12 protein-coding genes and 1 tRNA gene are annotated in these 13,201 nt (G+C 43.3%); 8 read left to right on the top strand and 5 right to left on the bottom strand.

The features are described 5' to 3' along the window. The 3 genes from FPZ43_RS08615 to FPZ43_RS08605 all read right to left on the bottom strand — a co-directional run bounded on the left by FPZ43_RS08615 (window position 1) and on the right by FPZ43_RS08605 (window position 1,804). On the bottom strand, window positions 1-756 hold the full coding sequence (locus tag FPZ43_RS08615; protein ID WP_146381459.1) for a class I SAM-dependent DNA methyltransferase: 756 nt from the start codon (window positions 754-756) through the stop codon (window positions 1-3). Next, window positions 756-1,202 (bottom strand): cupin domain-containing protein, encoded by a 447-nt coding sequence (locus FPZ43_RS08610; RefSeq protein ID WP_146381458.1) that lies wholly within the window; start codon window positions 1,200-1,202, stop codon window positions 756-758. Before FPZ43_RS08610 ends, FPZ43_RS08615 begins: the two co-directional genes overlap by 1 nt. Before the next feature lie 528 nt (window positions 1,203-1,730). Next, window positions 1,731-1,804, bottom strand: a tRNA-Asp gene (locus FPZ43_RS08605). A 176-nt stretch (window positions 1,805-1,980) separates the two neighbouring features. On the opposite strand from FPZ43_RS08605, the gene FPZ43_RS08600 reads away from it, so the two are divergent. The 8 genes from FPZ43_RS08600 (at window position 1,981) to FPZ43_RS08565 (ending at window position 11,431) form a co-directional block, all read left to right on the top strand. Then, window positions 1,981-3,465 carry a xylulokinase gene (locus FPZ43_RS08600; RefSeq protein ID WP_146381457.1) on the top strand — a complete coding sequence of 495 codons (1,485 nt, stop codon included), beginning with the start codon at window positions 1,981-1,983 and terminating at the stop codon, window positions 3,463-3,465. Window positions 3,466-3,518: 53 nt separating this feature from the next. Further along, on the top strand, window positions 3,519-5,204 hold the full coding sequence (locus FPZ43_RS08595; RefSeq protein ID WP_146381456.1) for a sodium:solute symporter family transporter: 1,686 nt from the start codon (window positions 3,519-3,521) through the stop codon (window positions 5,202-5,204). Between the two features lie 148 nt (window positions 5,205-5,352). Beyond that, complete coding sequence (locus FPZ43_RS08590) at window positions 5,353-6,090, top strand: DUF481 domain-containing protein (RefSeq protein WP_146381455.1); 738 nt, start codon at window positions 5,353-5,355, stop codon at window positions 6,088-6,090. A gap of 226 nt (window positions 6,091-6,316) precedes the next feature. Beyond that, window positions 6,317-7,765: a circularly permuted type 2 ATP-grasp protein gene (locus tag FPZ43_RS08585; RefSeq protein ID WP_146381454.1), complete on the top strand. Its 1,449-nt coding sequence runs from the start codon at window positions 6,317-6,319 to the stop codon at window positions 7,763-7,765. Window positions 7,766-7,902: 137 nt separating this feature from the next. Next, on the top strand, window positions 7,903-8,838 hold the full coding sequence (locus FPZ43_RS08580) for an alpha-E domain-containing protein (RefSeq protein WP_146381453.1): 936 nt from the start codon (window positions 7,903-7,905) through the stop codon (window positions 8,836-8,838). 13 nt (window positions 8,839-8,851) lie between these two features. Then, entirely contained in the window at window positions 8,852-9,829 is a 978-nt protein-coding gene (locus tag FPZ43_RS08575) for a transglutaminase family protein (RefSeq protein WP_146381452.1), read from the top strand. Window positions 9,830-9,856: 27 nt separating this feature from the next. Then, window positions 9,857-10,582 carry a peptidase gene (locus FPZ43_RS08570; protein WP_146381451.1) on the top strand — a complete coding sequence of 242 codons (726 nt, stop codon included), beginning with the start codon at window positions 9,857-9,859 and terminating at the stop codon, window positions 10,580-10,582. After that, window positions 10,583-11,431: a transglutaminase-like domain-containing protein gene (locus FPZ43_RS08565; RefSeq protein WP_146381450.1), complete on the top strand. Its 849-nt coding sequence runs from the start codon at window positions 10,583-10,585 to the stop codon at window positions 11,429-11,431. It begins immediately after the preceding gene. Window positions 11,432-11,480: 49 nt separating this feature from the next. Here the strand turns inward: FPZ43_RS08565 and dtd are convergent, their stop codons facing one another. Next, entirely contained in the window at window positions 11,481-11,939 is a 459-nt protein-coding gene (gene dtd / locus FPZ43_RS08560; RefSeq protein WP_146381449.1) for a D-aminoacyl-tRNA deacylase, read from the bottom strand. Window positions 11,940-12,078: 139 nt separating this feature from the next. Further along, a complete protein-coding gene (gene rsgA, locus FPZ43_RS08555) occupies window positions 12,079-12,996 on the bottom strand; it encodes a ribosome small subunit-dependent GTPase A (RefSeq protein WP_146381448.1) in 918 nt (305 codons plus the stop codon). Window positions 12,997-13,201 lie beyond the last annotated feature (205 nt).

Raw genomic sequence — 13,201 nt, 5'->3', positions numbered from 1 at the left:
TTATACTTTTTTTAGAATATGGCACACGCCCCATGTGCCCGTACCTGGCGTATTGCCGGTTAAAAACTCTTCAGAACGAAGATGCTCAAAGCCTGCCTGCTCCGCAAAATGCTTAATTTGAGCTATTGAAAAATGGCGCAATAGGTGCTTTTCGGAAAAACTAAATTTTTCACCAGTATTTTTTCTTAGGCCATTGATATCATAATTAACTTCGACTAACGACTGTTCATTATAACATATAGGCGTAGCATTACGTGTTAAGCTTATAGCGCTATTCTCAACTATTCTGTAGCGCACTTCGGGCTTTTGATGCAGTACAGCTTGCGTGTGCCAGGTGTCGAAAATAAATACACCACCCGGAAGCAGTGCTTTATAAATTTTATCAAAGCATAATTTTATATCAATATCCGAAGTGAGATAACATATCACATGGAACATAGCTACCACAGCCCCAAATGATTCCGGTTCCAGATTTACGTCCAAAACGTCACTAATGATCACCTCGTAGTTTGAAATATTTTTTTGCTGCGCGATACCGCCCATTGACGGGCTTTTTTCAATTGCAGTAATCTGGTACCCTAATGACGAAAGAAAAGCGCCATAGTTGCCCGTTCCTGATCCTATCTCCAACAGCCTGTTGTCTGATACGCCTTCATTTTGTATCAGCGTATTTACGTACGCAGCTTCGCCAGCATAGTTCTTATTATCATACAGCAGATCGTAGTAATCGCTGTATTCATCAGAAAAACTCGTCATTACTGATGGAGTTGATTTTGGTACTCAACTAAAGGCGGCTCTATAAACACCTTGTCTTCGATGCCCATGTACGGGCCTTGCTTCACTTCAACTACTTCTGAATCAGTAAGGAAGTCGACCCCATGCCCGCCATTAGCCAGCAAAATAATATCTCCGGCAAATAACTCAGTCGATGTGAATGGCAGATAGGAGGCATCATTAAAGAAGTTAACACGAATGTGTCCCGATTTTACAAATAACACTTCCTGCGTTAACTGTATATCCCTGTTGATTAATAAATGCTTGTGTGGCTTTACCTCATAACCGCTTTTCCGGTTCATGTAGCCCAGTTGCTGCGAAAAATGTTGTGGAGTAAAAAATTGGATACTGGGCGCTGTATAATTACTTCTTATAATAATACCGTATGTAATATCATCTTCAATAATAGTTTCTAAGCATTTGCTCATATATAGTTAAATAGTTGTTAGGGGGCGTAAACGCAACATAATGGTTTGTAACCTATATGTTACAAACAAATGTAATAATCCTGTTACTTAATACAATTAAGAAAACGATTAGAAACAGCTATTTTTTTAATATTGTTTACAACTAATAGTGATAATAACTGAGTATTTAATATTTAGTTAATATTTACAATCGCATTAACTTAAACACTATGCAAACGCTTGCCGAAATGTTAAGGCTTGTTTTTAAAGTGAATTATAGATGGCGCAATTGTGCTTTTAAGAGTGTATGAAGTAAATATTAAAATTGCAACTTACTTGGTATGCTATAATTTCTTTTTTTAAGCGCCTCAGAAAGGAGGGAATCACTATTTTCTATTCCAAGATAGACTATCTAACAAAACTTTTGCTACTCATGCCCTGCAGATTTGCATTAAAGAGGTAATGTGAAATAAAACAAATCGCTTTTGACATAAAAAAGCGCTCAGATCATTAATCTGAGCGCTTTGCATTTGCCTTACGGCTCCTCTGCGGAATGGACGGGACTCGAACCCGCGACCCCATGCGTGACAGGCATGTATTCTAACCAGCTGAACTACCACTCCGTTTGGGACTGCAAATATACGCTTCACTTTTAATTTCACAAACTTTTTTAATAAAAATTCATTTTTCTTGTTTTTAGGCGTTATTGACGCTGTTAAGCGGCTTTTTCAAAAATAACCCTATTTTCGTTTTTCCTTACTTCAATTATAAACCGCGCTTTAAATCTTAAATTAATTATATGCTATTACTGGGCATTGATATCGGCACGTCGTCTGTTAAAGTATCTGTTGTTGATGCGCATAATCAAACCATCGTTGCATCGGCTCAATATCCAGAACAGGAATCACCAATTATTGCGCTGCAAACAGGCTGGGCCGAGCAATCGCCTGATATGTGGTGGCAACAAACGGGAAAGGCAATAGCACTTTGCCACAAGAGTGGCAAATACAAGCCGGAAGATATTTCGGCTATCGGCATTGCCTACCAAATGCACGGGCTTGTTCTGGTTGATAAAAATCAAAATGTATTGCGCAATAGCATTATCTGGTGTGATAGCCGCGCTGTTGAAATTGGCGATAAGGCATTTGCAGATATCGGGCATGAAACATGTTTGTCGCATATGCTTAATTCCCCGGGCAACTTTACCGCGTCCAAGTTGGCTTGGGTAAAGCAACATGAGCCTCAGATTTATGCAGACCTTGATAAGGTAATGCTGCCGGGTGATTATATTGCGATGAAGCTTACCGGCGAGATCACAACCTCGGCCTCCGCTTTATCTGAAGGGATTTTTTATGACTTCCAGTTTGATGCGATTTCCAAAGACATTACCGATTATTTTGGATTTGATGATGCGTTGTTTCCTACCATTAAACCTGTTTTTTCGGCACATGGTAGTTTGAAGGCTGATGTAGCAGCTGCACTTCAGCTCACCAAAGGAATACCGGTAACATACAAAGCCGGCGATCAGCCAAACAACGCTTTATCACTCAACGTACTTAAACCTGGTGAGGTTGCCGCAACCGCAGGAACATCAGGGGTTATTTACGGGGTGAGCGACCAGCTGACGTATGATAAGCAATCGCGTGTAAATACTTTTGCACACGTAAACTATTCCGCCGAGCGGCGAAGACTTGGCGTACTGCTTTGCATTAACGGTACAGGCAGCCTTTACCGCTGGGTAAAAAACACTTTTGCACAGGCCTTAACCTATCAGCAAATGAACCAGGCGGCGCAACAAGTTGCCCCCGGCAGCAACGGGCTATATACCATACCTTTCGGTAATGGTGCCGAACGAATACTTAATAATAAGCAGGTGGGTGCACATTTAATCAACATCGACCTCAACCAGCACACACCAGCCCACATATTCAGAGCGGCGCAAGAGGGTATAGCGTGTGCATTTAGATATGGCCTGGACATTATGCGTGAAAACGGCATGAATCCAACCGTAATACGCGCAGGGAAAAGCAATATGTTTATGAGTGATGTATTTACACAAACTTTTGTAAACGCCACGGGTGTGCCTGTTGAGCTTTACAATAACGATGGCAGCATGGGCGCTGCCTTGGGCGCAGGTATCGGTGCCGAATTTTTTTCGTCAGCCTCTGAGGCCTTCGCGGATGTAAAGCAAACGGCCGTTGTAGAACCAAACGGTGATGCATTTGAACCTATATACCAGGGCTGGAAAGAATGCCTCGAAAACTTGCTAAACCGCGATATATAGCGTAATATTAGCGCTGCATAAACCTGCAAAACCATTTAAGTAAACCTATTGAAATGAAAACCCTATCAAACGGCGATTACATTGTGTTTTTTATATACTTCGTAATCGTATCAAGCTATGGCTACTGGATATACCGCCGAAAGCACAATGCCGACGCCACATCTAAAGATTATTTTTTGGCCGAGGGCTCGTTAACATGGTGGGCTATTGGCGCGTCGCTTATTGCTTCAAATATATCTGCCGAGCAATTCATCGGCACCAGTGGCTCGGCCTTTAAGATGGGGCTTGCCATATCAACTTACGAATGGATGGCTGCCGCAACGCTCATTATAGTGGCTATATTTTTTATCCCTATCTATCTTAAAAATAAGATATTTACCATGCCGCAGTTTCTGCATCAGCGGTACAACGGCACTGTGGCAATGGTAATGGCGGTATTTTGGTTGCTACTATATATCATCGTGAATTTAATGTCCATCCTTTACCTCGGTGCACTGGCCATTAGCGGTATATCAGGGTTGGATATTACTTTATGCATAAGCTTACTTGCTGTATTTGCGGTTATTATTACTCTTGGTGGCATGAAGGTTATTGGTTATACCGACGTTATACAAGTATTTGTGTTGATACTCGGTGGCCTTGCCGCTACATACATCGGCTTGGGCGAGCTTACCAAAAAGGCAGCGGACCATTCCATATTAGCCGGGCTCAAAACTTTGCACTCCGAAGCTTCAGATCATTTTCATATGATTTTCAAAAAAAGCAATCCAAACTATATGGATCTGCCGGGATTATCTGTGCTTATCGGTGGTATGTGGATCGTAAACTTAAATTATTGGGGTTGCAACCAATACATTACACAGCGAGCCTTGGGTGCAGATTTAAAGACAGCCAGAAGCGGTCTTTTATTTGCTGCATTTTTAAAGCTATTGATGCCAATAATTGTGGTATTACCGGGTATAGCCGCTTATGTGCTTCATGAGCGCGGCATGTTTCAGCAGGAGATGCTGAGCTCAAAGGGCGTTATCGATTATAATAAAGCTTATCCTACACTTCTAAACCTGCTACCTACGGGTTTAAAGGGATTATCATTTGCGGCGCTTACAGCGGCTATTGTAGCTTCTCTTGCTGGCAAGGCAAATAGCATAGCCACTATCTTTACATTGGATATTTACAAAAAAGCCATCAACCCCGAAGCTACCGACAAGAAACTGGTAACGCTAGGTAAATGGTCTGTTGTTGTTGCTATGGGTTTGGGCGTGATCATGTCATTAGTAATAGGCGAGCAGCTAATGGGCGAAGGCAAACAAGGCTTTCAATATATTCAGGAGTACACCGGCTTTGTATCGCCGGGTATATTTGCCATGTTTATCCTCGGTTTCTTTTGGAAAAAAGCAACATCCAATGCGGCCCTGTTTGCTACAATCGGCGGTTTCGTATTTTCGGTAATCTTTAAATTTCTGCCGTACTACGCAAACCTTGCCTGGCTTAACAAATATGGTTTCTCGAAAATGAATGAGAAGGGTGTTTACGAAATTCCGTTTATCGACCGTATGGGTTTTGTTTTCCTTATCTGCGTAATCGGTATGTACATCATCTCGATGATCGATCGATCCAGAGGCATTAAAACAAACGGGCTGGAGATTGATGCGTCCATGTTTAAAACATCACGTGCCTTTACGGCTGGGGCATTGTTAGTTGGCGGTATTATCGTGGCACTATACTCATTTTTCTGGTAACCGCTTTTAGCTAAAATATCTTGCAAAAGGCCCGGGCAACACGCTTCGGGCCTTTCTTATGTTAAGCGCTAAACTACCGCGTAGCAACTTGCAAAACCCCTTTAAAAGCACAGTTAAAACAGTAGCGCATATTTTACGTTAAAATTTAATGCACTATAAATACTATTGCATTTATGTAATTGCGGCCTTAGCGTTTTGCTGCTGCAAACTACAAGCCTTTGCACAATACTCAGATACTACGCAGCGGCATATTATTTTAACATCAACCGGCTCTATCAATAAGAGTAATACCGATAAGGCCTACTTGCTTAACAACTCGTTGGGTTTTGGGGTTAAAAAGGATGACTTTGTATTTAACACCACCAACACCTGGATATATGGCAAGCAAAACAGCAACATTACAAACAACGATTTTTCATCTACCCTGTTCTTTAACCTTTATAAAACGTTTCCGCACTTTTATTACTGGGGCCTTGCCAACTACAACACCAGCTTCTCGTTAAAAATCAAGAACCAGTTACTTGCGGGCTTGGGTGTTGCATACAGCGTTATCGACAAGCCAAATGCCTATTTAAACCTTAGCGATGGGGTTTTGTATGACAGGAGCAACCTGCTTGCGGGATTAGACTACCATACCTACCGTAACTCGTTCAGGTTAAATTATCATTTCCTGATAAAAGAACTCATTGTTTTTGACGGCAGCCATTTTCTGCAAAGTTCATTCAGTAACAGTAACGATTATATTATCCGTTCAACATCTACATTGGGCATAAAGCTTCGTAAATGGATAAGCCTTACCACGTCTTTCAACTACAACCGAATGAACATTACCAATAGCGACAATCTGAATTTCACTTACGGACTCACGCTTGACAAGTATTTTTAATTAAACTCATCACTAACAATCCATCGCTGACGTTGCTGTACGTCATCAGATAAAATGAAAAAGCAATAATTGTGAATGATTATGGCTTTCAACTGTTTTGGCAAAGATGTTGCTGCATTTGCGCAATATTTTTTATAATTTACAAAAAAATAGTTGCTGTTAGGGTTTATATCAACCGTAAATTCATCCGGCAGCAGCATTTTAACTGTTTAACAGCAATTTTTATATGTACGAGTCGCAGCATTTTGAAAAATACAATCTTATAAACGGCGTATGGGACGAAATGTATAACGAAAACCATACGGTTCGCGACCATTACCAAAAGGTTATAAGCTATTTAGGTCAGGAATCGGCCGATGATCTGAGCAAAAAAGAAGAATTGGCCAAGCGGCTCTTCATGAGCCAGGGTATCACATTTACGGTTTATAACAGTGGCGAAGGGATAGAAAAGATATTCCCTTTTGACATAATCCCACGCATTATTACCGCAGCTGAATGGGATTTTGTGGAACGCGGCATTAAGCAGCGCCTTACCGCACTCAATCACTTTCTTAAGGATATTTACCATAACCAGTTTATTATTAAAGATGGTGTGGTACCTATTGATATTGTGTACTCTTGTCCGCACTTTTTGCGGGAAATGTACCAGCTAAATGTGCCTTATGATGTTTATGTACACATAGCCGGGATTGACCTGATACGCGACTACGACGGTACATTTTACGTGCTGGAAGATAATCTGCGCACCCCATCTGGCGTAAGCTATATGCTTGAAAACCGCGAGATCACAAAGCGCTTGTTTCCTGATCTGTTACCGCAATGCGGCGTACGCAGCGTAACCGAATACCCGTCTATCCTGTACAAAAACCTAATGTCGCTTTCACCAAGGCAGGTGGGCAATCCAACCATTGTGTTGCTGAGCCCGGGTATTTACAATTCGGCTTACTTTGAGCATACCACGCTGGCTCGCCTCATGGGTGTTGAGCTGGTTGAGGGGCGCGATCTAGTGGTTAATGATCACCGGGTTTATATGAAAACTACCACCGGCCTGCAACAGGTTGATGTGATTTACCGCCGCGTTGATGATGAATATCTTGACCCATTGGTGTTCAACCCCAACAGTGTTTTGGGCGTAGCGGGCTTAATGGGTGCATATCGAAAGGGCAACGTAGCTATTGTAAATGCTATAGGAAATGGTGTGGCCGACGATAAGGCTACCTACATTTATGTACCCGATATGATACGTTACTATCTTAACGAGGAGCCGTTGCTTAAGAATGTACCAACCCACCGGTTAAGCAATCCCGATGAGCGTGAGCATGTGTTTAAAAACATCGACAAAATGGTGGTTAAAAAAACCAACGAAAGCGGTGGTTATGGCATGCTGATGGGGCATGCAGCATCGCAAGAAGAAATAGAAAAATACAAGCTTGAAATACTGAAGGATCCGCGCAACTTTATCGCGCAGCCAACCATCAGCCTTTCGGCAGCACCATGCTTTATACAAGGCGCGTTGCAACCGCGCCGTATCGACCTTAGGCCGTATGCACTTTGCGGGCCGGATGGTATTGAGATAGTGCCGGGCGGTTTAACACGCGTAGCTCTTACTGAAGGCTCCTTAGTGGTTAACAGCTCACAGGGCGGCGGCAGTAAGGATACCTGGGTATTAAGCTAAGCCCCCTAACCCCCTGAAGGGGAAACAGAACTTTTTTAATTGAATTGACATGCAAAACAAAATATTAATATATAAAAAGCTCCCCCTTCAAGGGGTTAGGGGGGCAACGCCCCCTTCAGGGGGCTGGGGGGCTACATATGCTGAGTAGAGTAGCGGCAAGCTTTTACTGGCTTAGCAGGTATATCGAGCGTAGTGATGGTATCCTGAGGATGCTAAAGATAAACTATGCCTCATCGCAGGATACTGCCGATGGTTTTAGCTGGGAGCCCGTATTGCGCATTTTTTCAGGTCGTGACGAGGAGTTAATTACCAGGCTAAACAACGATAGCCGGGCCGTGCTAAAATACATGGTGCTGGATAGGGATAATCCTAACTCCATCCTCAACATTATTACCCTTGCACGTGAAAATGCGCGTAGTGTACAAGAGCATATCCCCAAGGACCTTTGGCAATGCCTTAACGAATATTACCATACCGTTAAAGACCCAAAGATAGCCGCAGGCTTGCGCAAGGACGATCCGTTCGGCACACTGGATGTTTTGATTAAACAGGTAATGCTTTACTACGGTACTGCCGAGATTACCATGGAGCGCGGGCAGGCGCGCAGCTTTATGAACATTGGTAAGTACCTGGAACGCGCCATCCAATCTATTGATATTCTCGACGTAAAATTCGGGCCGCTTAACAGCAACCCCGATTTATTAACAGATATAACCTACTGGAAACACCTGCTGATGTCAATAGGCGGTTATGAGCTTTATCAAAAAACCTATCGCGATGGCCTGGAGGCTGAGAACGTGCTGGAACAGGTAATTTTAAATAACGATTTCCCACGCTCGGCCATTTATTCGGTTAATAATATACAGCGCTACTTCGACAGGCTTAAAAACAACAGTAATGTGACCACTTATCGCGAAATTTCTTTTCACATAGGTAAGCTGCAAAGCAACATCAAATACAGTTCGGTTAAAAGCATTGGTCAGGTTGGCCTGCATCAATTTTTAACCGGCCTTAAAGATGATCTGTATAAAATAGGTAACTCGCTAAACGAATACTACTTTGCAAACTCCTGATAAAATTTAAACGATGCCCGAATTTAAGATACAACACGTTACCAAGTACACCTATGATGGCTTTGTGCGCGACAGCGCCAACAAAATAATCCTGTATCCTATTGTTGATATTTACCAGGATGTTGTTAAACACACGCTCACGGTAACAGGCCATCCGCAGGTTGATACCTACATTGATTATTATGGCAACGAGGTTGGAAGTTTTACCTACACCGAGCCGCATAACGTGATGGTAATTGATTCGCGCCTGTCGGTAAATACCCACCAGCGCCCTTTACCTGTCGATAATATTTTTGCGGCCGAGCAGTGGAACGAACTTTTTAACCTTCGGCACATTGTTCCCTACATTGATTTTTTAAAGCAGGAATACTTTGAAGGACTATCTGAACTGACGCCTGTTGTTGAGCAGGAGCGTAAAACGGATGATACCCCGTACCGCACGGCGCTTAAGTTCAGTAATTACGTTTACCGCAACTTCCATTACATAAAAGGCGTTACCACGGTTGAAACTACGCTGGACGAAATATGGAAAATAAAAGCCGGCGTTTGCCAGGATTTTGCACACCTGTTAATGGTAATGCTGCGCCTGGTTGGCATACCGGCCCGTTATGTTAGCGGTTATATTTGCCCTAATCGCGACGGTATGCGCGGCGAAGGTGCAACACATGCCTGGGCCGAAGCCTACATTCCCGGTTATGGTTGGCTGGGTATCGACCCTACAAACAATTGCGTTGCCAACGAGAATCATGTGCGCCTGGCTGTAGGCCGTAACTTTTCAGATTGCTCGCCGGTTAAAGGGGTTTATAAAGGTTCTTCGGGCCATAAGCTTGAAGTTTCGGTATCAGTAGGTTATGAAGACGGGCATACGCACGAGGAAAAAAAAGATACCTTTATCCCGTCAACAACCTCGGTAACCGAGCCTGCCAAGCCGCGCAACAGTTATGCCCGCTATATGGAAATGATACAGCAGCAGCAACAGCAGCAGCAATAAAGGTTACCGCGGCATTTACATTCTGATATGACTTATTGTTTAGCTATTAAGGTAAAAGAGGGCCTCATAGCCCTTGCCGATACCCGGATTACTACCGGTACAGAAACCACTGTAAAGAAGAAGTTAACCGTTGTAGAGAAAGATGGCGGTGCATTTTTTATCATGACAAGCGGCCTGCGATCTGTACGGGACAAAGCGGTGGTTTATTTTAATGAACTGATTAAAACCGAAAAATTTGATAAACTTTACCAGGCTGTAAATGCATTTGGGCAGCAGGTTAGGCGCGTAGCTGATGAGGACCGGGAAATACTTGAACGCTCCGGCTTCCGGTTCGATCTAAATACGATCATTGGCGGGCAGCTGCGCGAGGATGAAGAGCACCGTCTTTTCCTGCTGTACCCGGAAGGTAACTGGGTTGAACTTGGCCTGGGTGCGCCGTTTGTAGCAATTGGCAATTCGGGGCATGGCAAGGCAATACTGAACCGGGTGCTTAACGAAAACTCCGACATGAAACTGGCGCTAAAGGCCGCTTTCTTATCTTTTGATTCAACGCGGGTAAGTTCCAATAATGTTGACTTCCCGATTGATATAGCACTGTATAAAAAGGATACTTTTGAACTGGCCGAGCAGCGATATACACAAAAAGACCTCTCGGAAGTATCGGCCCAGTGGGACGATGAACTAAAAAATGCACTGATGAATATTCCGAACGATTGGATGGAAGAAGCATTTAACAAATTACCACAACAATAAATGAAATTTAAGGTATCGGCCGAATTAGGTTACGAGATAAAGGCGCCAAGCACTTTGGTAATTAACATACACGCTTTACGCACGGCTCATCAAAATGTGATAGAGGAAACCCTCAGCACCCCCTCGTACATAAAAACCGAGCAGCTCACCGATGTAAACGGCGAAAACCGATTTATGCGGCTCGAAGTGCCCGAGCCATGCACCATTAGCATAAAATATGATGCACTGGTTGACAACTATTACGAGGTACGTAACCATAAGGATGTTGCCGAAATACCGGTTGCCAAGTTTGCCCCATCGGTATTACCATACCTTAACCCGAGCCGTTATTGCCAGTCGGACAAATTATATCGCCTGGCCAGCAATACTTTTGGAAAGATAGGATCGTCCTTCGAACAGGTTTTTGCCATAACCGACTGGATCCATAAAAATGTGGAGTACCTGAGCGGTTTTACCAATTCCGAAACATCTGCCTACGATACGGTTACCCAACAGGCCGGCGTTTGCCGCGACTTTGCTCACCTGGGTATTGCCCTTTGCAGAGCCTTAACCATACCGGCCCGATATTTCACCGGTTACGCATATCAGTTGCAACCGCCCGATTTCCACGCGTGCTTTGAGGCTTACCTTGGCGGAGATTGGGTACTGTTTGATGCAACGAGGCTTATCCCCCTAAACGGCCTGGTTAAAATTGCAACCAGTCGCGACGCTGCCGATGCATCTATAGCAAGCATGTTTGGCGACGTAACCCCAACTATTACAAAAGCATCATGTCAATATGCGGATGAAACACCCTTTAAGCCAATATACTACACACGCTCTATTTTTGACGGAGTAACTTACTTTTAACCGCAATTATGCGGATTGAGGGATTTATAGCAAGGTTCGAGAGAAAAGTTCAATGATTTTCCTTGTCCCTGGTATCCATGATAATGGTTACAGGGCCGTCATTAACTTGGCTTATTTTCATATCGGCACCAAAAATGCCTGTTTCTATTTTTTTTCCGGTAAGCTTGGCCAGTTCATTAATCATATACTCATACAACGGGATAGCTTTATCTGGCCGGGCAGCCTTGATAAATGATGGCCGGTTACCTTTCTTTGTTTGCGCGTACAGTGTGAATTGAGATATTAGCAAGATGTCGCCGCCAACATCGGCAAGGGCCTTGTTCATTAACCCGTTCTCATCTCCAAAAACACGCATCCCAACAATTTTTTGTGCAAGCCAGTCAACATCCAACACGGTATCCTGCTCTTCAACGCCTAACAGTATCATAAACCCAAGCCCAATTTGCCCGGTTATTTCGCCGTCAACACGGCATGTTGCTTCAGAAACTCTTTGTAATACAGCACGCATATTCTTTTAGATATTAGAGTCAGGATTTAGAATCAGGACTTTTTTATTTGGATTCCATTCCACTGAAGATTAAAAATTATTTACCCTAATCTTAAAAAAATCATCTCAATTTTCGATTCTCAACTCTTGGCTCTATTATCTAAGCCCTTGTATCGTTTCCATGGTAAATACTTAGGTAACTATCATAACGGGATAGGGTGATATCACCTTCTTCTACCGCTTCAAGCACAGCACAGCCAGGCTCATTTATATGGCGGCAATTATTAAAGCGGCATTGGTTCATACGCTCGCGCATTTCAGGGAAAAAGTGACTCAACTCCTGTTGTTCAATATCTATCACGCCCAATTCGCGTATGCCGGGCGTATCAATGATATAGCCACCCTGCGGCAACTCAAACATCTCAGCAAACGTGGTGGTGTGCATACCCTTATCGCTCCATTCAGATACCATATGTGTACGCAGGTCCAGATCGGGCAGCAGGCGGTTAATAAGGCTTGATTTACCAACACCCGAGTGGCCGGATATAAGGGTTACTTTGTCTTTAATCAAATCCTGTACCTGGTCTATATTTATATTCTCTTTGGCCGATACCTGGTAGCAGGGATAGCCGATGTTTTCATAAATAGCTTTATAGTCCTGTAATATTTCCAGGCCCTCTTTACTAAACAGGTCGAGTTTATTAAATATAAGACAGGCGGGTATATCGTATGCTTCGGCAGTTACCAGAAACCGGTCGATAAAGCCTAAAGAAGTGCGGGGAGAGGCCAGTGTAACCACCAACAACGCCATATCCAGGTTAGCCGCAATAATCTGGGCTTGTTTCGAGAGGTTGATTGATTTTCGGATAATGTAGTTTTTGCGCGGGTGCAAGTGGGTAACAACGCCGGTACCCTGCTCCGGTTCCATCTCATAATCAACCCAATCGCCCACAGCCAGCGGATTTGTGGTGGTAAGCCCTTTAATACGAAACTTCCCTTTAATACGGCAATCCACGGTTTCGGTACCGCTTTTTACCTGGTACCAACTCCCGGTTGATTTTGTTACAAGACCCTGCATCGGCGCAATTTATGAAAGATAAAACAGGCACCGAAAAAATAAATTTAAAAGCTATTGTATTTTAAAAAAATATCTACTTACTTTACCGGCATTAAAGGATATGACATTTAACAACACCACAATTATTACCATTATTACCACCGGCATAAACCCTGGAGGAAGATAGCGGTATGGTGTAAACATAAGTAAGAAACCAAACTAAAGC

The sequence above is a fragment of the Mucilaginibacter pallidiroseus genome (assembly GCF_007846085.1).
GTDB classification, from domain to species: Bacteria; Bacteroidota; Bacteroidia; order Sphingobacteriales; family Sphingobacteriaceae; genus Mucilaginibacter; species Mucilaginibacter pallidiroseus.
This window is presented reverse-complemented; position numbering and strand designations above follow the sequence as displayed.